Below are 24,027 nucleotides of genomic sequence, written 5' to 3' on the forward strand. Positions count from 1 at the left end.
ATATAAAGGTGGAAGTCCATGATAGAAAGAACATTTGTTAAAGAAAATGTTAAGAGATTGTTAATTGATGAGTACTTCAAGAAGGAGTTAAGCAGAGCAGGATACAGCCACTGCGATATAAGAAAAACCCCTATAGGAACAAAAATCATTATATATGCTGAAAAACCAGGTTTTGTTATTGGTAGGAGAGGAAGTAGAATTAGAGAATTAACAGAGAAATTAGCTAAAGAGTTTGGTGTTGAAAAACCACAAATCGATGTTAAACCAGTAGAAAACCCAGACTTAGATGCTCAAGTTGTTGCTCAAAAAGTAGCTCAGTCATTAGAGAGAGGATTGCACTTCAGAAGAGTTGGGCACACTGCAGTAAGAAGAGTTATGAATGCCGGAGCTAAGGGAGTTATAGTTATTATTTCAGGTAAATTAACTGGAGAGAGAGCAAGAACAGAGAAGTTCATGGCTGGATACATGAAACATTGTGGAGAGCCAGCTGAAGAGCTTGTTGATAAGGGAAGAGCAATAGCAAAAACAAAGCCAGGAATTATTGGAGTTACAGTAAAAATCATGAGACCAGATGTCTTATTACCAGATGAAATTATAATTAAAGATACAGAAGTTAAACACGTGGTTGAAGAAGAGCAGTAAGGTGAGAAAACATGGCTATATTAAGAGCAGATGAGTTAAGAGGCATGACAATGGAAGAATTAAAAGAAAAACTCGTAGAATTAAAAAGAGAATTGTTAAAAGAAAGAGCAAGCAAAGCTGTTGCTGGAGCTCCTTCAAATCCAGGTAGAATGAGAGAAATCAGAAGGACAATAGCGAGAATATTAACAATAATGAATGAAAAGAGGAGAATGGCATCACAATAATAACAAAAATCAAATTAAAATCTAAGGCAAAAATTTAAATACCTTATCCTAATATTATTTACTTATACTTAGTTACTTACTCAGATGGCATATAAAATACAGAGGTGCAGTGATGCCAGAAATTTGTCCAAGATGTGGATTACCAAAAGAACTATGTGTTTGTGAAGAAATAGCTAAAGAAGAACAAAAAATAAAAATATACGTTACAAAAAGAAGATTTGGTAAATTAATGACTATAATTGAAGGTTTTGATACAAGCGTTATTGACTTAAAAGAGCTTGCTAAAAAATTAAAAGATATTTGTGCCTGTGGAGGGACCGTTAAAGGAGATACTATTGAACTCCAGGGAGACCATAGAAAAAAGGTTGCTGAAGAACTCGTTAAAATGGGTTTCTCAAGAGATTCAATTGAAATTAGGTAAATTTGATATCTATTAAATTATTTTAAAAACTAATAAAAGGGGACGCGGATGCCCGAAAAGGGCACACCCCGTCCCCGTAAAACGGTTGGGGCATCATGATAACTCCTCACAACATATTGAGGCATGAACTTATAGGGCTTAGAGTAGAGATTGTCGAAGCAAAGAACAAAGCGATGGTAGGGATTAAAGGGAGAGTAGTGGATGAAACAAGAAATACATTAGTGATAGAAAAAGAGGATGGGAAAGAAGTGAGAATCCCAAAGGATGTTGCAGTGTTTGTTTTTCAATTAAAGGGATGTAAAGTAAAGGTTGATGGGAGATTGTTAATAGGAAGGCCAGAAGAGAGATTAAAGAGAAAAATAAAGACACTCTATCCATATTAGCTGTAAGTGTATTAAGTTTTGAAAAGCACTTATTTTTGCCCCAACCGTTAAAGTAATATATGGGTTTTTATTCATTTAGTAGCCACCTTCTCTATAAACAATATTTTAGCCTTAACTATCTATAACCCTATGTGTTATTGATAACAAAAACTAAAAACCTAAATTAGGAGGTAAAAACATGGCAGCAAGAAATATTGGAATTCCAGTTAAAGCTCCAGAAGTAGAATGTGACGATAAAAACTGTCCATTCCACGGAACTCTTCCAGTAAGAGGGCAGAGCTTTGTTGGAGTTGTAGTTAGTGATAAGCCACATAAAACAGTCATAATTAAGAGAGAGATTATAAAATACATCAAGAAGTATGAGAGATATGAAAGAAGAACATCAAAATTAGCAGCTCACAACCCACCATGCATAAACGCAAAGGTTGGAGATATTGTAAGAGTTATGGAGTGCAGACCAATAAGTAAAACAAAGGCATTCGTTGTAGTTGAGAAATTAGGAAGAGTTGATGAAATTAAAGGAGAAGAATAAAATCTAAAAAAAAGGTGAAAAACTATGAAAGCAATTGGCTCAAAACCTGTTAGGGCTTTACCTGTTGGAGCAAGATGCATTTGTGCTGACAACACCGGAGCTAAGGAAGTTGAAATTATAGCTGTGAAAAACTACAAAGGGGTTGCAAGAAGGTTACCAACAGCAAGAGTAGGAGATATGGTAATAGTTACAGTTAAAAAAGGAACTCCTGAAATGAGAAAACAGGTTTTGCCAGCAGTTGTTATTAGACAGAGAAAAGAAATTAGAAGACCAGATGGGACAAGAGTTAAGTTTGCAGACAATGCAGTTGTTATCGTAACACCAGATGGAAACCCAAAGGGTTCAGATATTAAGGGGCCGGTAGCTAAAGAAGCAGCTGAAAGATGGCCAGGTATTGCAAGAATTGCCAAGATAATTATCTAAATTTAAAAAATAATAAATAATTAAGGTGAAAATTATGGCTTTTACAAAGTCAAAACAACCAAGAAAACAAAGAAAAGCATTATTTAATGCTCCTCTCCACTTGAGAAGAAAAGTTATGAGTGCAATGTTATCAAAGGAGTTGAAGGAAAAGTTGGGTAAAAACGCCATCCCAGTTAGAAAGGGAGATGTTGTTAGAATAATGAGAGGAGACTTCAAAGGCTTAGAAGGAGAGGTTATCAAAGTTGATTTGAAAAGATACAGAATCTATGTTGAAGGAGCAAACAATAAAAAGCAGGATGGAAGGGAAGTTCCATACCCAATCCATCCATCAAATGTTATGATTATCAAGTTGTATGACAAAGATGAAAAAAGATTCAAACACATTAAAAATGAATAAGGTGAAAGGATGGCAAAAAAAGGACCAAAAAGACATTTAAAAAGATTGGCAGCTCCAGTTAGATGGGAGTTACCAAGAAAGATTCACAAATTTACAGTTAGACCATTACCAGGAGCACACCCAATGAGTGAGTCATTACCATTATTGCTGATTATTAGAGATGTTTTGAAGTATGCAGATAACGCAAGAGAAGCAAAGAAAATTATTAAGATGGGTAAAGTTTTAGTTGATGGAAGAGTCAGGAAGGAAGAAAAATTACCAGTTGGATTAATGGATGTTGTCTCATTACCAGAGGCAGACGAAAATTACAGAGTCCTCTTTGATAGAAAAGGAAGGATTAAATTAAAACCAACAGAAAACCCAGATGTAAAATTATGTAAAATTAAGAACAAGACTGTTATTAAAGGTGGGCATATACAGCTCAATTTACACGATGGAAGAAACATTGTTATCAAAGTTTCAGACCCTACAAAGGCAGAGGAAGATGTTTACAAAACAGGAGACACCTTATTAATCTCAATTCCAGAACAAGAAATTAAAGCACACATTCCATTTGAAGTTGGTAAATTAGCATACATTACAGGAGGAAAACACGTCGGTGATTTCGCTAAGATTGTTGAGATTGAGAGAAGAGGAATATATCCAGACATTGTCACATTAGAAAACATGGATGGAGAGAAGTTTAAGACAGTTAAAGACTATGTCTTCGTTGTTGGAGACGAAGAACCAATAATTAAATTATAAATTGAATAGATGAGGGAGAAACATGAGCTTTGAAGAGTTATGGCAAAAGAATCCGATGTTAAAACCAAGAATTGAAAAAGTTGTTGTTAATTTTGGAGTAGGAGAGAGTGGAGATAGATTAACAAAAGGAGCTCAAGTTATTGAGGAACTAACAGGACAAAAACCAATAAGAACAAGAGCTAAGCAAACAAACCCATCATTTGGAATTAGAAAGAAGTTACCAATTGGATTAAAAGTTACATTAAGAGGGAAAAAGGCAGAGGAATTTTTAAAGAATGCATTTGAAGCATTCCAAAAAGAAGGTAAAAAATTGTATGATTATTCATTTGATGATTATGGAAACTTCTCATTTGGTATTCATGAACACATTGACTTCCCTGGGCAAAAATACGACCCAATGATTGGTATCTTTGGAATGGACGTTTGTGTTACATTAGAGAGACCTGGATTTAGAGTTAAGAGAAGAAAGAGATGCAGAGCTAAGATTCCAAGAAGACACAGATTAACAAGAGAAGAAGCTATTGAATTTATAGAAAAAACATTTGGAGTTAAAGTTGAGAGAGTATTGTTAGAAGAGGAAGAAGAAACACAATAAAAAGGTGATGTAGATGGCAAAAAAACCATGGAAAAAGAAGTATGGTTATGGAATTAGACCATGTCAAAGATGTGGGCATGTAGGTCCAGGTTTAATTAGAAAGTATGGATTAAACCTTTGCAGACAGTGTTTTAGAGAAATTGCTCACAAATTAGGATTTAAAAAATTAGATTAAACCAAAACACTCTTTACTAAAAATTCTTAATGGAGGGAAAACATGAGTTTAATGGACCCACTAGCAAACGCATTAAACCATATCTCTAACTGTGAGAGAGTGGGTAAAAAGGTAGTGTATATAAAACCAGCGTCTAAATTAATTGGAAGGGTTTTAAAGGTTATGCAGGATAACGGCTACATAGGAGAGTTTGAATTTATAGAAGATGGTAGAGCTGGGATATTTAAGGTTGAGTTAATAGGGAAAATAAACAAGTGTGGAGCTATAAAACCAAGATTCCCAGTTAAAAAATTTGGATACGAGAAGTTTGAAAAGAGATACTTGCCAGCAAGAGACTTTGGTATATTAATTGTTTCAACAACACAGGGAGTTATGAGCCACGAAGAAGCTAAGAAAAGAGGATTAGGAGGAAGGTTGTTAGCTTATGTCTATTAAACACGTTCTAAATTAAATTTAAATTTTGAGGTGAGTTTATGCCAGTTGCCGCCTATATTGAGGAAAGGGTAAAAATCCCTGAAAATGTTCAAGTTGAGATAAACAACAATGAAGTTGTTGTAAAAAGTGAAGGAAAAGAGTTAAGAAGAAAATTTGAGCATCCAAAAATTGTAATTAAAAAAGAGGGAGATGAAGTAGTTATCTTCTGCGAATATCCAAGAAGAAAAGACAAAGCTATGGTTGGAACTATAAGAGCTCATATAAACAACATGATTAAAGGAGTTACCGAAGGATTTACATACAAATTAAAGATTAGATATGCACACTTCCCAATGAAGGTTAGCGTTAAAGGTAATGAGGTTATCATTGAAAACTTCTTAGGAGAGAAACACCCAAGAAGAGCAAGAATTATGGAAGGAGTTACCGTTAAGATTAGTGGAGAGGATGTTATAGTCACAGGAATTGACAAGGAAAAAGTTGGGCAGACAGCTGCTAACATAGAGCAGGCAACAAGAATTAAAGGAAGAGACCCAAGAGTCTTCCAGGATGGAATCTACATTGTAGAGAAAGCTGGAAAAGCTATCTAAAAAACAATAGCTGAGGGGAAATTATGAACAGGCTATTAAGATTAAGATTTAAATTAAAAATGAAAAAGCCTGACTTTATAAGACAGGAGGCTCATAGACATAAAAGACTAGGAGAGAAATGGAGAAGACCAAAAGGAAGACACAGTAAGATGAGATTAAAGTGGAAAGAGAAACCTCCAGTTGTTGAGATTGGTTACAGAAGTCCTAAGGCAGTTAGGGGCTTACACCCAAGCGGATTAGAGGATGTTTTAGTTTACAATGTAAAAGATTTAGAAAAGTTAAATCCAGAAACACAGGGAGCAAGAATAGCTTCAACAGTTGGTAAAAGAAAGAAAATTGAAATTATTAAAAGAGCAAGAGAGTTGGGAATAAGAATATTAAACATATCAGAAGAGAAACAGGAAGAGTTATTAAAATTAGCTGAAAAACAAAATGAAACTAACGAATAAATTATAATTCTCAATTACCTGTTCTTTGATATAAATTTGATTTTGTCATAGGTGATAGTTATGGATGTATCCGTTCAAAGGAGAATGGCAGCTGAGATATTGAAATGTGGTATAGACAGGGTTTGGATTGACCCAACTCAATTGGATAGAGTTAAAATGGCTATGTCAAAAGATGATATAAGAGTTTTAATTAAAGAGGGAGTTATTAAGAAGAAACAGAAAAAAGGAATCAGCAGTGCAAGAGTTAAAAAGTTGAAGGAGCAGAGAAAAAAAGGTAGAAGAAGAGGACCAGGTTCAAGAAGAGGAGCTGCTGGAGCAAGAACACCACCAAAAGAAAAGTGGATGGCTACAATTAGAGCTTTAAGAAAAACACTCAAACAATTAAGAGATACTGGAAAAATTGATAGAAAAGTCTATAGAAAACTTTACAGAATGGCTAAAGGAGGAGCATTTAGAAGTAGAAGCCACTTATTCCTTTACATGAGAGAACACGACCTCTTAAAACAATAAAACAATTTTTAGCAGGAAGGTGAGAAATTATGGCAACAGGTCCAACTTATAGAGTTAAATTTAGAAGAAGAAGAGAGGCAAAAACTGATTACAGAAAAAGATTAAGATTATTATTATCAAGAAAACCAAGATTGGTTGCGAGAAAAACTTTGAATCACTGCATTGCTCAAATTGTATTGTATGATGAAAAGGGAGATAAAACAGTTGTTTCAGCTCACTCAAGAGAGTTGATTAAGTTAGGTTATAAAGGACACACTGGAAACTTGCCATCAGCATACTTAACAGGTTACTTGTTAGGTAAGAAAGCTTTAGCTAAAGGCTACACTGAGGCAGTTTTAGATATTGGATTGCACAGAGCTACAAAAGGAGCTGCTGTATTTGCAATATTAAAAGGAGCTTTAGATGCTGGAATGGAAATTCCACATGGGGAAGATATATTGCCATCAGAGGAGAGAATAAGAGGAGAACACATAAAAGCCTACGCTGAAATGTTAAAAGAACAGGATGAAGAAAGATACAAGAAGCAGTTCTCAAAATATTTAGAGAAAGGATTAGAACCAGAAAAACTGCCAGAACACTTTGAAGAAATAAAGGCAAAAATAGACAGTATGTTTTAAGGTGAGATGATGAGATTCAACATAGACGAGTGGGAACCAAAAACCACTATTGGAAGAATGGTTAAAGAAGGGCAGATAACTGATATTGATTACATCTTAGATAACAACTTACCAATTTTAGAGCCAGAGATTGTCGACGCCTTATTACCAGATTTAGAAGAGAAGGTTTTAGATGTTAAGTTAGTTCAAAGAATGCACAAGTCAGGAAGAAGAGCAAGATTTAGAGCTACAGTTGTTGTAGGAAACAGAAATGGTTATGTAGGTGTTGGAAAAGGTAAAGCTAAGGAAGTAGGGCCTGCAATTAGAAAGGCAATAGCTCAAGCAAAGAAAAACATTATTAGAGTTAAGAGAGGTTGCGGTTCTTGGGAGTGTGGTTGTGGAACACCGCACTCAATTCCATACAAAGGATATGGAAAGTGTGGAAGTACTGCAATAGAGATATTGCCAGCTCCAAAGGGAGTTGGTTTAGTTGCTGGAGATGTTGCTAAGGCAGTTTTGGGCTTAGCAGGAATTAAAGATGTTTGGACAAAGACATTTGGAGAGACAAGAACAACATACAACTTTGCAATGGCTACATTTGAAGCATTAAAGAGCTTGAACTTTACAAGAGTTATGGAAAAACACAAAGAGAAATTGGGGATTGTTGAAGGAAGAGTTTTATAAGTTAATTTTCTCATTTTAAACTTTAAGCTATTTTAAAACTTTTATTTTGATAAGGTGATAGATATGGCTTATGCTGTCATTAGAATAAGAGGGAGAATCGGTGTAAGGAGAGATATAGCAGACACACTGAAAATGTTGAGATTGCACAAAGTAAATCACTGTGTAATAGTTCCAGAAACAGAAACATTTAAAGGGATGTTGCAGAAAGTTAAGGATTACGTAACATGGGGAGAAATTGATAAAGATACATTAGTTAAGTTAATTTTAAAGAGAGGAAGATTACCAGGAAACAAGAAAGTTAATCCAGAAATCATAAAGGAATTAACAGGAATGGATGTTGAAGAATTAGCAGAAAAGATTATAAAAGGAGAAATTAAATTAAAAGAGACTCCATTAAAACCTGTCTTTAGATTACACCCACCAAGAAAAGGATTTGAAAGAGGAGGAATCAAAAAACCATTCAGTGTTGGTGGAGCTTTAGGTTACAGAGGAGAGAAAATTAACGAGTTATTAGAAAAAATGATGTAAGGTGATGATTTATGATTAGAAAAAAGAAAAAAGTTAAAAAAATTAGAGGTTCAAGAACCTGTGGAGGAGGAAGCCATAAAAAGAGGAGAGGAGCTGGAAACAAGGGAGGAAGAGGAATGGCTGGTGGACATAAACACAAATGGACATGGATTATAAAATACATGCCTGACTACTTCGGAAAGTATGGATTCAAGAGACACCCAAGCTTAGTTAAACAGTTAGAAACAATAAATGTTGGAGAGCTTGAAGAGATTGTGTTGAAAAACCCAGACAAATTTGAAAAAGAAGAAGATAAATTTGTTGTTGATGTAATTGAGTTAGGTTATGAAAAGGTTTTAGGTAAAGGAAAAGTTACAATTCCAATGATTGTTAAAGCAGTAGAAGTTTCAGAGAAAGCAAGAGAGAAGATTGAGGCAGTAGGTGGAGAGGTTGTTGAACTATAAATTATTAATAATTTTCTTTTTATTTTTAATTTTTGATTTTGAAGTTAGGAGATTTTTAGATGAGAGGATAGTATCTCTTTTTTTACTAAAAAACAGAGATATTAAAAATTTAAAACTTGATTTAAAAAGAATTTACAAATTGTATTGGTGGGGTTTTTATATTCGTTTTTCTATGTTTTTCTATTTTCTCAACTTAATAAATTATAGGATTAAACTTCACTAAAAATTTATACTCCCACTTACAAAAATTTATTGATAAAAAGAAAATTATTAATACTTAAAAAAGGTGGTAGCTTGGAAAACATTATGAAAAAGTTAGTTCCGATATTGGAAAAGATTCCAGAGGTTGAATTGCCAGTTAGGGAGGTAACATTTAAAGAGAAACTTAAATGGACTGGAATAGTTCTGGTTCTTTATTTCATTATGGGGTGTATCGATATTTACACAGCAGGAGCTCAAATTCCAGCGATATTTGAGTTCTGGCAAACAATTACAGCATCAAAGATGGGGACTTTAATTACCTTAGGGATTGGGCCTATAGTTACAGCTGGAATTATCATGCAGTTATTGGTTGGTTCAGGAATCATTCAGATGGACTTATCAATTCCAGAAAACAGGGCTTTGTTCCAAGGATGTCAGAAGCTTTTATCTATAATAATGTGTTTTGTTGAAGCAGTTCTATTCGTTGGAGCAGGAGCATTTGGAGCTTTAACTCCAATGTTGGCATTTTTGATAGTTATTCAGATTGCCTTAGGTTCAATAATCTTAATTTATTTGGATGAAATTGTTTCAAAGTATGGTATTGGTTCAGGTATTGGGCTGTTTATTGCTGCTGGTGTTTCACAAACAATATTTGTTGGAACTTTTGGACCAGAAGGGTATTTATGGAAGTTTTTAAACTCATTGATTCAGGGAGTTCCAAATATAGAATACATTGCCCCAATACTTGGAACAATAATTGTCTTTCTTATAGTGGTGTATGCTGAATCAATGAGGGTTGAAATTCCATTAGCCCATGGAAGAATTAAAGGAGCTGTTGGGAAATATCCAATAAAATTCATCTATGTCTCAAACATACCCGTTATATTGGCAGCAGCATTACTTGCAAATGTTCAGCTTTGGGGTTTGGTATTGTATAGGATGGGGGTTCCAATACTTGGACATTATGAGGGAGGAAGACCAATAGATGGCATTGCCTATTATCTTTCAACTCCATATGGGTTATTGAATGTTATTTCAGACCCTCTCCATGCAATAGTTTATCTAATAACAATGATAATCTTAAGTGTAATCTTTGGTATATTTTGGGTTGAAACTACTGGCTTAGACCCAAAAAGTATGGCTAAGAGAATTGGCTCATTAAACATGGCAATTAAAGGATTTAGGAAGAGTGAGAAGGCAATTGAGCAGAGATTGAGAAGGTATATTCCACCATTAACAGTTATGAGTTCTGCATTTGTTGGATTCTTAGCGGCAGTTGCAAACTTCACTGGAGCTTTAGGAGGAGGAACCGGGGTTTTATTAACAGTCTCTATCGTATATAGAATGTATGAGCAACTCCTAAGAGAGAAGGTAAGTGAGTTACACCCAGTAATAGCAAAATTATTAAATAAGTAAAAGATTGACATTTATAGAGAGAGTCTTTCAAAACTTCTTATAATAACTAAGGCATAAATGAATGCCTTCCAAAGAAGGCGTTCAAACCTTCTTTAATAAATTTATTAATTTTATAAAGACCACTATAATCTCTTAAAATTTTGTGAGGTGAGGAGGATGAAAAACAAGGTTGTAGTGATTGTAGGAGTCCCAGGGGTTGGTTCAACAACAGTTACAAATAAGGCAATTGAAGAGTTAAAAAAAGAAGGAATTGAATACAAGATAGTTAATTTTGGGACTGTAATGTTTGAAATTGCTAAGGAGGAAGGATTAGTAGAGCATAGAGACCAGTTAAGAAAATTACCTCCAGAAGAGCAAAAAAGAATACAAAAATTGGCAGGAAAGAAGATTGCTGAAATGGCTAAGGAATCTAACATAGTTGTTGATACACACAGCACAATAAAGACACCTAAGGGTTATTTGCCAGGACTTCCAGCGTGGGTTTTAGAAGAATTAAATCCAGATATCATTGTTTTAGTTGAAGCAGAGAACGATGAAATATTGATGAGAAGATTAAAGGATGAAACAAGACAGAGAGATTTTGAATCAACAGAGGATATTGGAGAACACATCTTCATGAATAGATGTGCGGCTATGACCTATGCAGTTTTAACAGGAGCAACAGTTAAGATTATTAAAAATAGGGATTTCTTATTAGATAAGGCAGTTAAAGAACTTATCGAGGTTCTTAAATAATCCTTTATAGTTAATATTAAATTTTTAAATAACCAAATAAGGTGAGTTGATGTTTGAATCTATAACAAATATTTACTACACTACCTTGGATACAATTTTTATGCCCATAATAAAAGTTTTACATCCTGCCTTAGCAATTTTAATCATTGCAATAATTGTCTCTTCAATTATAAATATAGCTACAAAACTTTTAGTTGACCAGAAGAGAGTTGCTGAATTAAAAAAAGAGATTCAAGAGTTTCAGGTTAAATTTAAAAAAATGTCTAAAAATCCTGAAATGATGGAAAAACTCCAAGAAGAGCAGCAGAGAATTATGCAACTCAATGCCGAGCTAATGAAGATGAGTTTTAAGCCGATGATATACACATGGGTTCCAATAATTTTAATATTTATTTATTTAAGGCACGTTTATGGATTTGGTGGAGTTTATCAGGAACTAAATCCAGGTTGGAATGGAGTTGTTGTGTATCTGCCTATAATATTATCTAAGGTTTTATTTATTGATTTCTGGCACTGGCTTGGTTCAATACTTTATAAAGGAGGATTTAAAATAGTTTCTAATACGGCTTTAGGTTGGCTGGGTTGGTATATTCTCTGTTCATTTGCAACATCAACCGTTCTGAGAAAAATACTTGGAATAAAGTAACTATTTAAATTTATGATTTTATTAATTTTGAAAGACATTAATTTTTTCCTTTTCGTTACCTTTTTCTTTATCTTCTTCTTTATCTTTCTGCTTTTCTTCAACCTTTAAAAATTTGTTTTTCTTCTTTTTCTCTAGTTTTTCTCTATCTAATTGAAATTCCTCTCCAATTTTAATTACATAATCGGCAATATTCTGTAAAGCTGTAGAAAAACCTGGTTCAGCTCCTATGACTATAACTTTTTTTCCTCTCTCTTTTGCCTTTCTAATTGCTGGAAGAAAGTCGGCATCCCTCGTTACATAGGCAATAGTGTCAATGTTTGGATTAAAAACGAGCTCAGTGGCATCTACAGCCATTTCAACATCTACATCTCCAGCAGATATCTTTGGTTCAAAACCTTGATTTATAACTGCCTCTATTAATTTATCTGATGCATACTGGTTTAGATAGACCCTACCAATAACAATGTCACCAAATTCACTTAGAACCTCCCTAATTTTATCTAAATCAATGTTAAATTCTTTTCTAAGCATGTTTGGGCCGTCAATTAACAATGCAATTCTATGCTCTCCTTTCCTTTTCCATGCTTTTTCATAAATTTTGCTGGTTAAGCTTTCTAATTTCTTCCACATAATTTCACCAACATTGATATAATAAAAAATGATTAACTAACACTGTTAAACGAAATGGGAATATATTTATAAGATGGTAATTATACTATTTAGTGTTTAATCTTAATTTAATAGTTATATCTTATAGTATAAATTACATGGGTTATAATTAAAATAATCAATAATCAGGGTGATTCTATGTATATTTGCCCATACTGTGGAGGAGATTGTGTAAATGAAGATGCTGCAAATATGTATCTAAAAATGGTTGAAAAGTTCTTTAAATATCAAAATAAAGAGAGTGATATAACCTTTGAAAAATATCCTACTGTTGGAGAGGTTGGAGAGTGTAAAGAAACAGGAGAGAGAATATATCTCTGTCCTTACTGCAAAAAACCGTTTAAAGCATATTACGAGAAAGATAAGGTCGTTATAACATGTCCAAATTGTAATAAAACTTTATGCTTGCCAGCGACAAATAGGACATTTTGTTAAAAATCCTCTTCTTTAATTTCATCAAACTTATATTTAAAACTATTTTTCAAGAAAAGTTTAAATTCTTCTGGAGTGTAAATCGGTTTTTTATATAGTATATAGTCATCCAATACAATCCTTGGGCATGCAACTATGATATAGCAATCAACATCATAAAATAAGATATCTGGGGATATAGTATCGGCTAATATTGGGAGATAGTAGATATTATTTTTTTCTAATAATTTTGTAATTTCATCAAAAACCTTTTTTCTATACTGTCCCTTTTTTGTTGATAAAACAACTCCAACCTTTTTTGGTCTGTTTAGCATTAATTTAGATATAGCTAAAATTCTCTTCTTTATAAACTTATTAATTTCTTCTTTGGATATCTTATCAAAGCATTTAGAGATTGGGTTGTATATAAAAACCTCTCTTTGATATTTGTAGGTAAGCATTAAAGGATGGAATCTCCCAGTTCCAACAAATAAAATTATATCTCCCTCTTTAATCTCTCCTCTACAACCTAAAATTATACTTGGATTGAAATCCTTTAAAAGTTTTTTATATTGGATGGTTGTTGCTATAGCAACTTTTTTTCCTTCATTTTCATGTTTTTCTATAAAGTTTTTTATATTATCTAAAATTTTCTCCTCTTCATCTTTATCAAATACGTGATATGCTGGAATAAAGAGAGTTTTAATCTCTGGATTTGCATAACTAAGTTTTTCATGTCCATAGTGGATGATTAAATCAACATTTAAGTTTTTAACATGACTGTCTATTAAATCACAAGCCCCAAAACAGGTATTTCCCCATAAGTATATCTCAACATCTATATTTTTTTGTTTAAAGTATTGCTTAATTTTTTCAATTTCCTTCTCAACAGATAATTTTAAACCTTCTGGAGCTTGAAAAACTACTTTTGGATTGTTTTTGTTTAGATTTTCAATCTCTTTTATAACCCTTTCAGTTTCTAAGTCAAACAAATCATCACCTTTTTTGAAATTTTCAATAAAAATAGTTTTGTGAAATGATATAAATATGCAATATAATTTGATAATCTAAATGTATAAATATAGAATTTATAAGAAAAAAGCAAATTTTAATTTTTAACATTTTTATCCTTATTTTAATGGACTGGAGATTCAAACTGGCAGTAGAAATAATATTAACAGGAAAAGATGCTGAGTTTCCATCCTTGTTTTAATGGACTACCGACTCAAACAAAACAATTATGTGGGGTGATATTACATGTTTAAAAAATGTTTCCATCCTTATTTTAATGGACTACTAATTCAAACCCTTACCCTCTGCCTTTATAATATGCTTAAACTCTTATATATATCTTTCTATTTTTACCCCAATGTTCTTACTACTTAATTATTAAATCGTTTATAAGATTAAGAAAGGTTGTGCATATAGGTATATAAATTATAAGCACAACCATAAACAAAAATTTCGATAATTAACTAATTTTTACTATGAAATAAGTATTATCTAATACTAAAACCTATAAAACAAACTTAAACTACCAAAATCTAACAAAAACAAAACCTTAAAATTGAAAAAATCAGTATTACTCTCTATAAATTTTCTAATACAAAATTCCAACAGAGAGTATATAAAACCAAGAACATAAAATTAAAAACTCTAATATAGACATTAAAAATTTTAATAAGCTAAATTAAATATAACTAAGTTTCAAATAAACTATAAAAAATGCCGAGTTGATGGAAATGGCAGAGTTTATAATGGTTGTTGGAACATCATCAAACAGTGGGAAAACAACAATAACTGCTGGATTATGTAGAATTTTAGCAAATAAGGGCTATAAAGTAGCCCCATTCAAATCTCAAAATATGAGTTTGAATTCAAGGGTTGCAAAGGAAGATGGAGAGATAGCTATAGCCCAATACACTCAAAGCTTAGCTTGCAGGGTAGAGCCATCAGTGCATTTTAACCCAATTTTATTGAAGCCAAAAGGTAATTTCATCTCTCAAGTTATAGTCCATGGAAGGCCATACAAGGATATGAACTACAATGAATATAGAAAGAATAAAGATTTCTTTTTACAAAAAATTAAAGAGAGTTTGGAGATTTTGGATAAAGAGTATGATTATGTTGTTATGGAAGGAGCTGGGAGTTGTTGTGAGATAAATTTATTGAAGGATGATATAGCAAATTTAAGGATAGCTGAAATGGTTAATGCAAAAGCCATCTTAGTTGCAGATATTGATAGAGGGGGAGTTTTTGCCTCAATATATGGAACTATAAAGCTTCTTCCTGAAAATTGGAGGAAGCTTATTAAAGGAATTGTGATAAATAAATTTAGAGGAAATGCAGATGTTTTAAAAGAAGGGATTGAAAAAATTGAAGAGCTAACGGGAATTCCAGTTTTGGGCATAGTTCCTTATGATGAAAATCTTGTTCTACCAGAAGAGGATAGTCAAGTTTTGCAGAGCATGAGAAGTTTTGGAAATGCAAAAAGTGGAGTTGAGGTTAATGTAGTTAGGTTTTCAAAGATATCAAATTTTACTGACTTAGACCCATTAAGATACGATGCATTTATAAAGTTTATTGACTTTGATGATGACATAACAGGAGATATCTTAGTGCTTCCAGGGACAAGGAGTTCAACAAAAGAGGCATATTATTTAAAACAACATAACTTTGATGAAAAAGTTTTGGAGTTTTTGAAAGATGGGGGAATTGTTATTGGTATCTGTGGAGGTTATCAAGTTTTGGGGAAAGAGTTGATTGATAAAGAGAAGAAAGAATCAGATGTTGGAGATATTGAGGGCTTAAAAATCTTTGATGCAAAAACATACTTTGGAAATGATAAGGTAGTTAAAAACTCTTATGGATGCTTAGAAATAAATAACAAGATATTTAATGTTAAGGGCTATGAGATACACGAGGGAATAACGTATTCAAAAGAAAAACCACTTATAAAAATTGAGAGGGGCTTTGGAAACTGCGGAAATGGATTTGATGGCTCTATTAAGAAATTTAGTGATGGATTAGCTATAGGAACTTATTTCCATGGAATATTTGAAAATTATGAGTTTAGAAATTACATTATTAATTTAATTAGAAAAAGGAAAGGTTTAAATGAGATTGAGGGAGATTCATATAAAGATAGTATAGAAAAAAGTTTAAACTACTTTGCTGAAGTTGTAGAGAGAAATGTTAATTTAGAGCCGTTTGGTATTTAAATGAAATCAAAAGTTATATGAAAGTCACTACCTAAAAAGTTAAAAGTAACACAAAAAACAAGCTGGGATATTAATGGTAGAGATTAATTTAAGAGAATTGAAGAAATATGCAAATCCATTCTTTTTAACAATAAGAAAGGATAAGATTTTAGTTAATAACAAGAGAATGGCAAGATTATCAAGAACAAAGATGGATAAAATTGAAGAAGAGTTTGGAATTCCAGTAGTGTATTCAAAAACTTATGAATATGTATCAACAAAGGTTGGGAGGTTTATTAATAAGCATAAAATCATAGCTCCGAGGGATGTTGTTATAGTTGGATTGAGTGGAGGAAAGGATAGCTTGTTGTTGTTGCATTTATTAGAGGTTTATAGAAGAAAATATGGGATAAAATTGATAGCTGTCACTGTAGATGTGAATATTGGAGGAATTAGACCTTGGAGTGAGGATAAAGAGGGAGTTAAATTAATAAAACACCACTGTGAGATGTTGGATGTTCCTCACTTAATATTAAAAAATGATTTGGATGTTGTTGAATTATCTGAAATATTAACAAAAAATTCCAAAGGAATGGAGTTTTCTCCATGTTTCTCTTGCTCTGTAATTAAAAGGCATTTATTGGGGAAATTAGCTAAGGAAATTGCTGAGGAGGAAAATATTCCTTATGAAAAGGTTAAATTAGCTTATGGACATAATTTAGATGATAATTCAGACACAATCTTAGCAAACATCTTTAAAGGAGAGAGATTAAAGTTTATGAGGCCATTAACGAGGTTTAAATACAACGAGGTTGATTATCAGAGCTTTAAAATTCCGTTGGAGGAGTGTATAATCATTAGACCTATGCTTCCAGTATTGGAGAGGGATATAATAAAAGCCCTTGAGGAGTGTGGAATAGAATATTATAAAGATAAGGATATGTGTCCATACAGTAGAGATAGAGGAGATAGTGTAAGGAGGAGATGCCACGAAATTTTAGAGAAGTTGGAGGAGGAGATTCCAAATATTAGGGAGATGGTAGTTAGTTCTGCTTTAAAAACAGTTGAGTATTATAGCAAAAATCCTTATGATTTAGAAGAATGAGTTAAAAAGAGCACAAAATATTTATATGGGTTTTTTGATATTTTTATTTGTTTGATTTAGTTGTTTATTGTAGTGTTGTGGTTGTCTCGTTGGATGTGTTTGAAATTTAATAAGGTTGTTAATTAGATAGTATTTATCAATTTAGAGAATTTAAGTTCAATTTCTAAGGGTCTGTAAGTTTGATTATTTGGAATATTTATGTTTATTGAATTATTTAGATTTTTAAAAGTTAAGAGTGAATAGTAAGTAAAATGAGATTTCTCTAACTAATAAGTTAAATCTTCAAATTTAAAAGAATAAAAATCCTCTATTTTGTATATGAGAAAAAAACTTATATAGTGTTGGATTTATAAATGAAAGGGGTTATTTATACTTAGAAAAATATGGTTCCGAAAAGCTTAAATATTAGAAGAACTATTAAAATTATATTATCGATGATTGCCTTGTTAAAATAAGACCTCTTGGAGGATGGAAACCACTGCCCCCGAAGGGTTTATATTAGCATAGGTATGGCTGTAGTTAAAATAAGACCTCTTGGAGGATGGAAACTCAATTGCATCAAGGCATACAAATATGTCTAGTTTTTTCATAAGTTAAAATAAGACCTCTTGGAGGATGGAAACTCTGCATCTTTTACTTGTATTGCAGTAATTTTTGAAGTTAAAATAAGACCTCTTGGAGGATGGAAACATATTAACTAAACAACTGTATAAACATGCACGAAGTTGGTTAAAATAAGACCTCTTGGAGGATGGAAACTATTTTGGTTCAAACAATTCTGAGAGTCTGAGAATCACATTGTTAAAATAAGACCTCTTGGAGGATGGAAACCAACAGTTGGTTTTGGCAAGGCATTTTTCATGTGTAATATTGTTAAAATAAGACCTCTTGGAGGATGGAAACATTGGATGGATAGAGTGGGGAGGCAGAAGGATAATTGTGTTAAAATAAGACCTCTTGGAGGATGGAAACTCATCTGTATGTTGCATTTCTAAAATAGCAAAAGAGACTAGTTAAAATAAGACCTCTTGGAGGATGGAAACAGCCCAGTTTGCTCCATACTTGAGTATGTTTCCATGTTAAAATAAGACCTCTTGGAGGATGGAAACATAAGTTTTCTCCTAAATTCAAAAAATAATTTTTTCTTTTTGTTAAAATAAGACCTCTTGGAGGATGGAAACATGTGACGTTCATCAGGATTATTTCACATTACAGGCAACAAGTTAAAATAAGACCTCTTGGAGGATGGAAACACATAAAACCAAATCCACCACCACCAGCACTAAAACCTTTTGTTAAAATAAGACCTCTTGGAGGATGGAAATTATGTTATTTTTTCGGGAGTCAATAACGGAACTACTGTTAAAATCAGACCTCTTAGAGGTTTTATTCTCTTTTAAGGATTAAACCAAAAGTAAAAAAGCTATTTTTATCTCTTACTTAGTAATACTTATACATCTAAATATACAACAAACTATTTAAGTTAGTAATACTAAAAGAGAAAAAATCCCGAAAAAATTTTCCAACCAGTATTAAAAATTATTACAAATTTAGACTAAAAAATCCTGAACTCTTAGAGGATAAGGTTATTTAAAAAACCTTGCTCCCTGTTTAGTTCCTCTTTTTTTCAATATCTCACTCACTCTGTTCATAATCTTCAACCTACCAAGATACCATTCTGGAGATACCTTAATGTTTTCTGGAACTTTGTCTTTAGATACTCTTTGAATTAGCACATAGGGAGATAGATGCTCTAAAAAATCACAAACTAAGTTTATATATTGTTTTTCATCTAACGTTCTGTATTCTCCCTTCCAATACATCTCCTCTAATTTTGTATCTTTAACAACAACTAAGGGGTAGATTTTAACTGCTTCAATATCCAATAAAGATAAAATCTTTGCAGTTTCTATCATCTCTTTCCATGTTTCTCCGGGTAATCCTAAGATTATATGCCCACAAACTTTTATTCCCCTTTTATGACAGTCCTTTATTGCTTTTATAGTATCTGAAACATTATGCCCTCTATTTAAAATTTCAAGTGTTTTTTGATGCATACTTTGAATTCCTAAATCAATCCAAATATCATAGCCCCTCTCAACATATTCAGCCAATATATCAAGTTTTTCTTTTTCTAAGCAATCTGGTCTTGTTCCTATCGATAAACCAATGACATCTTCATAAGATAGAGAAAAATCCCAAATTTCTTTTAATTTCTCTGCTGGAGCATAGGTATTGGTTCCAGGATAAAAATAGATGTAAAATTTTTTAAATCCTTTTTTTCTTTGATTTTCCATCTGTTTTTCAATCTGTTCTTTTAGTGGAATGTTAGCTCTGCAGTATTTAACAGATATCGGTCTTCCCATTTCTGGGCAAAAGATACAACCACCATTTTTTTTATGAGGACAGCCAAAACCAGCATCAACAGGGATTTTAAAAACTTTCTGTTTAAATTTTTTCTTTACGTATATTCCATATTGAGCAAATAAATAACCTTCCTTATAAATTTCATCAATTATTTTAATGTCTTCATCATTAAGCATAATAACCCCCGAATTAGATATTAGCCTAACAACTAATACTAATGGAGTATATTAATATAGGACTTGGTCTTAAATAATTTCTTAGATTTTTAATAGGAGTTTCTCGTCTGTATATTTAATGAGTATTTAATGAGAGATTTTAATGCTAAGGGGAATATTTTACATCTATTAAAAGTTTTATCCCTACGAGGTTTTATTAAAGGTTGTCATTAGAATTTCCAATACCAAAAGTTTCTGTAAATAGATAAAAATGAGGTAGAATTCTTAAAATAGAAAATTAGTGTTTTTCAAAATATGCTACAATACTTAAGGCACTGATGAACACCTTCTTTAAGAAGGTGTCCAAATATTCCTTTATTAATTTAATAAGTTTTGAAAAACACTATAGATGAAATTAATGAATTAGTTAAAAACATAGATTTAAAACATAGTTATCTATTTATTAAGGAAATGCTATTATAAAGATAATTTAGCAGTTTTATGTGGTGAGGATTATGGAACTGCACATAGATGAGAAAAGACTGTTGAAGATTTTTCAAGATAATAATAGAGAGGAATTTGATTTAAATGAATTAGAGAAATTTATGCCAAAAGAAAAAATTTTGAGAGTTTCTTTATGGTTAAAAGGGAAAGGATTGGTAGAAACAGAGGAGAACGTAAAAAAGGTGGTAAAACTCATTAAAGAAGAAGAGTTTCCAGAGAGAAGGATAGCAAACTATTTAAAACAACACAATATAAAAGAAATTGAGATTAAAAACTTAAAGGATATCTTACCAAAAGAGGAGATTAATGCTGCCTTAGGTGCTATAAAAAGAAAAGGAATAGCTAAAATAGAAAAAGGAAAAATTATTTTCGATAATTTGGATTACAAGGATGTTGAAGAAGAATTATTGCAAAAACTCAAAGAAAATAAATACCTTAGTAACTTTAGTGAAGAAGAAAAAAAGGTTATTGAAATTTTAAAAAAGAGAGGGTATGTGGATTTTGATGAGGAGAAAGAGATAAAGATAAAACTAACAGATAAAGGGAAAGAATTATTAAAAGAACCAATTGAAATAGAGGAGGAAATAACTCAATTAACAAGAGACATCATAATAACCGGAAAGTGGAAAAAAGCTTATATAAGACCTTACGATGTAAGAGTTCCTACAAAGCCAATATATCCAGCTAAAATCCACCCATTAACAAGAATTATTAGAGAGGTTAAAGAGATTTTATTAGCTATGGGATTTAAAGAGGTTAAAAGCCCAATTGTAGAGACAGAGTTTTGGAACTTTGATATGCTCTTTGAGCCACAAGACCATCCAGCAAGGGAGATGCAAGATACCTTCTTTTTAAAGTATCCAACTGAAGGAGACATTCCAGAAGATTTGGTAGATAAGGTTAGAGAAGTCCATGAAAGATGCTGGAAATACAAATTTGATGAAAATATCTCAAGAAGATTAATTTTAAGAACCCATACAACTGCATCGTCTATAAGATATTTAGCCTCACTATCAGAGGAAGAAAAAAACAAGCCGCATAAAGTATTTTGCATTGATAGGGTTTTTAGGAATGAAGCAATTGATTATAAGCATCTGCCAGAGTTTTATCAGTGTGAAGGAATTATAATGGATGATAATGTTAATTTCAACAACTTAATTGGAGTATTAAAAGAATTCTTAAATAGGTTAGGATTTGAAAAGGTTAGATTTAGACCAGCTTATTTCCCATTCACTGAACCATCCTTAGAGGCAGAGGTTTATTTAGAAGGTAAGGGATGGTTAGAAATCTTAGGGGCTGGAATATTTAGACCTGAAGTTTTAGAGCCAATAGGTATTGAAAAGCCTGTCTTAGCATGGGGTATTGGATTTAGTAGATTAGCAATGCTTAGATATGGATTGACAGACATTAGAGATTTACATAAAAATGATTTAGATTGGCTTAAGAGGGTTTAAAATGGAAGAAATTATTAAAAATGCCTTTATTGAATCAATTAACAATGTTAGAAGAGGAGATAAAGAAGAGGAATTGAAAAAAATTCAAGAAAAAATAATCAATGCAAAAAAAATTGTTGTTGCCACAAACAATCAAAAGAAATTTAAAGTAATAAGAGATATTATTTTAAGGGTTTGTAATGCAGAAATAAAAATGCTCGATATAGATACGAGGTTTGCTGATTTGACAAGAATGCCAGCTATAACCAAAGGATTATTAGCTCTGGATATTGAAAAAGCCGACTTATATATTGCGAGGGGAAGATTGGGAGTTCCAGGCTCTGGTTCAATGCTCGTGATATTGGATGAGAAGGGGAGGATTTTAACTGCCTCTCTGTCGCCTTCATCAGTTGTTCATAAAGAAGATATAGAAAAAAGAATAGAAAAGGAAATGATTGAGGCATTAGGTAGAGTAGGGATAAAACTATAAGTGTCTTTCAAAATTAATAAATAAAAGAGCTTCGCTCCTTTGCGGATATTAGTATGTGTTTTCCATTTAGAAAAGGAAATTGCAAATATTTGCTTAGATATCCCATGGGATGCGAAGCCCCTATGAGGTGTGGAATTATGAAGTATGGCATAACTGAGATGGTAAAAACTATTGACACAAAAACAAGAGTTATTGATGTAACAAATGAGATAGCAAAGAAAAAATATCAAGCAATTAGAGATTTCTTAGAAGGAGAAGAGTTTAAAGAAGTTGTAATATTTGGTGTTTATTTATGGGGGAATTACACTGCTCAAATGCTTTCAAAATATGCTGAAAAGGTTTATTTAGTTGATATACATGAATTTATGAAGGGATTTGTCCCAAACAACAATAACATAAAATTCTTAAATTTAAATGAATTTAAACTAAAATTTATGAGGAATGAGGTAAATCCAGATTTAATTGTTGATTTAACTGGGTTGGGAGGAGTTGAGCCTGAATTTTTAGCTAAATTTAATCCAAAGGTTTTTATTGTTGAAGACCCTAAGGGAGTGTTTGATGTTGATATTTATGAAGCAGATAACACTTACAAAAGAATAGCTCCATTTATCGAAAAGGCAAAAGTAGGGGTTTTAAAAACTTATAGAAAGGCAAGGGTTTCAAAGACCTCTGGAACTATGACATTAACAATCGATACAATAGTTGATGCATCAAGAGAAATTGCATCCTTAGATGGGGTTTTATATGCTATTCCAAATCTAAGGTATTATGAAGGAATTATATTCCATGAAAATGATATTCACAAATTTTTATCAGAGATTTCACAGCCAGCAATTACTATAAGCACATTAAATGATGTATTAGAGGAAGCTGAGGAAATACTTTCAAATAATATCAACCTAATCTATTCTTTTGTTGAGAAGCTTTAAATTTTGTTCTATTAAACTCCTATTAAAATCTTTTTTGAGGGGAAATTATGAAAGTTACAATTATAGGAGCTTCTGGTAGAGTGGGGAGTGCAACAGCTTTATTATTAGCTAAAGAACCTTTTATGAAGGATTTAGTGTTAATTGGAAGAGAACACTCAATAAATAAATTAGAGGGGTTGAAGGAAGATATTTATGACGCCTTAGCTGGAACAAGGAGTGATGCAAACATATATGTTGGAAATGATGAAAATTTAAAGATTATTGATGAAAGTGATGTTGTCATAATAACAAGCGGAGTTCCAAGAAAAGAAGGAATGAGTAGGATGGATTTAGCAAAAACAAATGCAAAAATTGTTGGGAAGTATGCTAAAAAAATAGCTGAGATATGTGATACAAAGATATTTGTTATAACAAATCCAGTAGATGTAATGACCTATAAAGCTTTAGTGGATTCAAAATTTGAAAGAAATCAGGTTTTTGGATTAGGAACACACTTAGATTCTTTGAGGTTTAAGGTTGCTATTGCCAAGTTCTTTGGAGTTCATATTGATGAGGTTAGGACGAGGATTATTGGAGAACATGGAGACAGCATGGTTCCATTGTTAAGTGCTACTTCCATTGGAGGAATTCCAATTCAAAAATTTGAAAAATTTAAGGAATTGCCAATAGATGAAATTATAGAAGATGTTAAAACTAAAGGAGAGCAGATTATTAGATTAAAAGGTGGTTCTGAATTTGGCCCTGCAGCGGCTATTTTAAATGTCGTTAGATGCATTGTAAATAATGAGAAGAGACTGCTAACTCTATCTGCTTATGTGGATGGAGAGTTTGATGGAATTAGAGATGTTTGTATAGGAGTTCCAGTAAAGATTGGGAGAGATGGGATAGAGGAAGTTGTATCAATTGAGTTAGATAAGGATGAGATAATTGCCTTTAAAAAATCAGCTGAAATCATTAAAAAATACTGTGAGGAAGTTAAAAATCTATAAAATTGGTGT

31 protein-coding genes and 1 CRISPR repeat array are annotated in these 24,027 nt (G+C 32.2%); of the genes, 28 read left to right on the forward strand and 3 right to left on the reverse strand.

Annotated elements, in window-relative coordinates; all coding sequences use genetic code 11:
* Positions 1–18 precede the first annotated feature (18 nt).
* The 21 genes from MFS40622_RS08690 to MFS40622_RS08795 all read left to right on the forward strand — a co-directional run bounded on the left by MFS40622_RS08690 (position 19) and on the right by MFS40622_RS08795 (position 11,766).
* On the forward strand, positions 19–642 hold the full coding sequence (locus MFS40622_RS08690) for a 30S ribosomal protein S3 (RefSeq protein WP_012981304.1): 624 nt from the start codon (positions 19–21) through the stop codon (positions 640–642).
* An 11-nt stretch (positions 643–653) separates the two neighbouring features.
* Complete coding sequence (gene rpmC, locus MFS40622_RS08695; RefSeq protein WP_012981305.1) at positions 654–866, forward strand: 50S ribosomal protein L29; 213 nt, start codon at positions 654–656, stop codon at positions 864–866.
* A gap of 112 nt (positions 867–978) precedes the next feature.
* Positions 979–1,287, forward strand: a complete 309-nt coding sequence (gene yciH / locus MFS40622_RS08700; RefSeq protein WP_012981306.1) for a stress response translation initiation inhibitor YciH — start codon at positions 979–981, stop codon at positions 1,285–1,287.
* Positions 1,288–1,382: 95 nt separating this feature from the next.
* Positions 1,383–1,670 carry a ribonuclease P protein component 1 gene (gene rnp1 / locus MFS40622_RS08705; protein WP_012981307.1) on the forward strand — a complete coding sequence of 96 codons (288 nt, stop codon included), beginning with the start codon at positions 1,383–1,385 and terminating at the stop codon, positions 1,668–1,670.
* Between the two features lie 178 nt (positions 1,671–1,848).
* Positions 1,849–2,202, forward strand: a complete 354-nt coding sequence (locus MFS40622_RS08710) for a 30S ribosomal protein S17 (protein WP_012981308.1) — start codon at positions 1,849–1,851, stop codon at positions 2,200–2,202.
* 24 nt (positions 2,203–2,226) lie between these two features.
* Positions 2,227–2,625, forward strand: a complete 399-nt coding sequence (locus MFS40622_RS08715; protein WP_012981309.1) for a 50S ribosomal protein L14 — start codon at positions 2,227–2,229, stop codon at positions 2,623–2,625.
* Between the two features lie 34 nt (positions 2,626–2,659).
* Positions 2,660–3,022 (forward strand): 50S ribosomal protein L24, encoded by a 363-nt coding sequence (gene rplX / locus MFS40622_RS08720; protein WP_012981310.1) that lies wholly within the window; start codon positions 2,660–2,662, stop codon positions 3,020–3,022.
* Positions 3,023–3,031: 9 nt separating this feature from the next.
* Positions 3,032–3,766 (forward strand): 30S ribosomal protein S4e, encoded by a 735-nt coding sequence (locus MFS40622_RS08725; RefSeq protein WP_012981311.1) that lies wholly within the window; start codon positions 3,032–3,034, stop codon positions 3,764–3,766.
* 22 nt (positions 3,767–3,788) lie between these two features.
* Entirely contained in the window at positions 3,789–4,361 is a 573-nt protein-coding gene (locus MFS40622_RS08730; RefSeq protein ID WP_010869969.1) for a 50S ribosomal protein L5, read from the forward strand.
* 13 nt (positions 4,362–4,374) lie between these two features.
* On the forward strand, positions 4,375–4,536 hold the full coding sequence (locus MFS40622_RS08735) for a 30S ribosomal protein S14 (RefSeq protein WP_010869970.1): 162 nt from the start codon (positions 4,375–4,377) through the stop codon (positions 4,534–4,536).
* A 42-nt stretch (positions 4,537–4,578) separates the two neighbouring features.
* Positions 4,579–4,971, forward strand: a complete 393-nt coding sequence (locus MFS40622_RS08740; RefSeq protein WP_010869971.1) for a 30S ribosomal protein S8 — start codon at positions 4,579–4,581, stop codon at positions 4,969–4,971.
* A 38-nt stretch (positions 4,972–5,009) separates the two neighbouring features.
* Positions 5,010–5,558 (forward strand): 50S ribosomal protein L6, encoded by a 549-nt coding sequence (locus tag MFS40622_RS08745; RefSeq protein WP_012981312.1) that lies wholly within the window; start codon positions 5,010–5,012, stop codon positions 5,556–5,558.
* Between the two features lie 23 nt (positions 5,559–5,581).
* Complete coding sequence (locus MFS40622_RS08750) at positions 5,582–6,007, forward strand: 50S ribosomal protein L32e (protein WP_012981313.1); 426 nt, start codon at positions 5,582–5,584, stop codon at positions 6,005–6,007.
* A 60-nt stretch (positions 6,008–6,067) separates the two neighbouring features.
* Complete coding sequence (locus tag MFS40622_RS08755) at positions 6,068–6,517, forward strand: 50S ribosomal protein L19e (RefSeq protein ID WP_012981314.1); 450 nt, start codon at positions 6,068–6,070, stop codon at positions 6,515–6,517.
* 29 nt (positions 6,518–6,546) lie between these two features.
* Positions 6,547–7,134 carry a 50S ribosomal protein L18 gene (locus tag MFS40622_RS08760; protein WP_012981315.1) on the forward strand — a complete coding sequence of 196 codons (588 nt, stop codon included), beginning with the start codon at positions 6,547–6,549 and terminating at the stop codon, positions 7,132–7,134.
* A gap of 9 nt (positions 7,135–7,143) precedes the next feature.
* On the forward strand, positions 7,144–7,797 hold the full coding sequence (gene rpsE / locus MFS40622_RS08765) for a 30S ribosomal protein S5 (RefSeq protein WP_012981316.1): 654 nt from the start codon (positions 7,144–7,146) through the stop codon (positions 7,795–7,797).
* Between the two features lie 63 nt (positions 7,798–7,860).
* Positions 7,861–8,325 (forward strand): 50S ribosomal protein L30, encoded by a 465-nt coding sequence (gene rpmD / locus MFS40622_RS08770; RefSeq protein WP_012981317.1) that lies wholly within the window; start codon positions 7,861–7,863, stop codon positions 8,323–8,325.
* Between the two features lie 11 nt (positions 8,326–8,336).
* The gene (locus MFS40622_RS08775; protein ID WP_012981318.1) at positions 8,337–8,768 is read left to right on the forward strand and encodes an uL15 family ribosomal protein; all 432 of its coding nucleotides are present in this window, start codon (positions 8,337–8,339) and stop codon (positions 8,766–8,768) included.
* 306 nt (positions 8,769–9,074) lie between these two features.
* Positions 9,075–10,385, forward strand: a complete 1,311-nt coding sequence (secY, locus tag MFS40622_RS08785) for a preprotein translocase subunit SecY (RefSeq protein ID WP_012981319.1) — start codon at positions 9,075–9,077, stop codon at positions 10,383–10,385.
* Positions 10,386–10,541: 156 nt separating this feature from the next.
* Positions 10,542–11,120 carry an adenylate kinase gene (locus MFS40622_RS08790; RefSeq protein WP_012981320.1) on the forward strand — a complete coding sequence of 193 codons (579 nt, stop codon included), beginning with the start codon at positions 10,542–10,544 and terminating at the stop codon, positions 11,118–11,120.
* A gap of 49 nt (positions 11,121–11,169) precedes the next feature.
* The gene (locus tag MFS40622_RS08795) at positions 11,170–11,766 is read left to right on the forward strand and encodes an EMC3/TMCO1 family protein (protein ID WP_012981321.1); all 597 of its coding nucleotides are present in this window, start codon (positions 11,170–11,172) and stop codon (positions 11,764–11,766) included.
* 21 nt (positions 11,767–11,787) lie between these two features.
* On the opposite strand, the gene MFS40622_RS08800 is transcribed toward MFS40622_RS08795, so the two are convergent.
* Positions 11,788–12,396 carry a TIGR00288 family NYN domain-containing protein gene (locus MFS40622_RS08800; protein ID WP_012981322.1) on the reverse strand — a complete coding sequence of 203 codons (609 nt, stop codon included), beginning with the start codon at positions 12,394–12,396 and terminating at the stop codon, positions 11,788–11,790.
* Between the two features lie 177 nt (positions 12,397–12,573).
* Here MFS40622_RS08800 and MFS40622_RS08805 point away from each other — a divergent pair, with 177 nt between their 5' ends.
* Entirely contained in the window at positions 12,574–12,870 is a 297-nt protein-coding gene (locus MFS40622_RS08805) for a hypothetical protein (RefSeq protein WP_012981323.1), read from the forward strand.
* On the opposite strand, the gene dph2 is transcribed toward MFS40622_RS08805, so the two are convergent.
* Positions 12,867–13,838, reverse strand: a complete 972-nt coding sequence (gene dph2, locus MFS40622_RS08810) for a diphthamide biosynthesis enzyme Dph2 (protein WP_012981324.1) — start codon at positions 13,836–13,838, stop codon at positions 12,867–12,869. The genes MFS40622_RS08805 and dph2 overlap by 4 nt on opposite strands.
* Positions 13,839–14,588: 750 nt before the next feature.
* Here dph2 and cobQ point away from each other — a divergent pair.
* Both cobQ and MFS40622_RS08820 read left to right on the forward strand, forming a co-directional pair.
* Positions 14,589–16,067 (forward strand): cobyric acid synthase CobQ, encoded by a 1,479-nt coding sequence (gene cobQ / locus MFS40622_RS08815; protein ID WP_012981325.1) that lies wholly within the window; start codon positions 14,589–14,591, stop codon positions 16,065–16,067.
* A 73-nt stretch (positions 16,068–16,140) separates the two neighbouring features.
* Positions 16,141–17,151 (forward strand): ATP-binding protein, encoded by a 1,011-nt coding sequence (locus MFS40622_RS08820; protein WP_012981326.1) that lies wholly within the window; start codon positions 16,141–16,143, stop codon positions 17,149–17,151.
* Between the two features lie 445 nt (positions 17,152–17,596).
* A CRISPR array of direct repeats spans positions 17,597–18,543; the repeat unit is 31 nt; unit sequence GTTAAAATAAGACCTCTTGGAGGATGGAAAC.
* A gap of 194 nt (positions 18,544–18,737) precedes the next feature.
* On the opposite strand, the gene MFS40622_RS08825 is transcribed toward MFS40622_RS08820, so the two are convergent.
* Positions 18,738–19,694, reverse strand: coding sequence for a TIGR01212 family radical SAM protein (locus MFS40622_RS08825; protein ID WP_012981327.1), 957 nt, complete (start codon positions 19,692–19,694; stop codon positions 18,738–18,740).
* Positions 19,695–20,188: 494 nt separating this feature from the next.
* Here MFS40622_RS08825 and MFS40622_RS08830 point away from each other — a divergent pair, with 494 nt between their 5' ends.
* From MFS40622_RS08830 to mdhB, 4 genes are all read left to right on the forward strand, one after another.
* Complete coding sequence (locus MFS40622_RS08830; protein WP_012981328.1) at positions 20,189–21,631, forward strand: phenylalanine--tRNA ligase subunit alpha; 1,443 nt, start codon at positions 20,189–20,191, stop codon at positions 21,629–21,631.
* A 1-nt stretch (position 21,632) separates the two neighbouring features.
* Positions 21,633–22,100, forward strand: coding sequence for a DUF3236 domain-containing protein (locus tag MFS40622_RS08835; RefSeq protein ID WP_012981329.1), 468 nt, complete (start codon positions 21,633–21,635; stop codon positions 22,098–22,100).
* Positions 22,101–22,237: 137 nt separating this feature from the next.
* On the forward strand, positions 22,238–23,029 hold the full coding sequence (locus tag MFS40622_RS08840; RefSeq protein WP_012981330.1) for an SAM-dependent methyltransferase HcgC family protein: 792 nt from the start codon (positions 22,238–22,240) through the stop codon (positions 23,027–23,029).
* A 47-nt stretch (positions 23,030–23,076) separates the two neighbouring features.
* Positions 23,077–24,018: an L-2-hydroxycarboxylate dehydrogenase gene (gene mdhB / locus MFS40622_RS08845; protein ID WP_012981331.1), complete on the forward strand. Its 942-nt coding sequence runs from the start codon at positions 23,077–23,079 to the stop codon at positions 24,016–24,018.
* Positions 24,019–24,027 lie beyond the last annotated feature (9 nt).

The sequence above is a fragment of the Methanocaldococcus sp. FS406-22 genome (assembly GCF_000025525.1).
Classification (GTDB): domain Archaea; phylum AGJL01; class Methanococci; order Methanococcales; family Methanocaldococcaceae; genus Methanocaldococcus.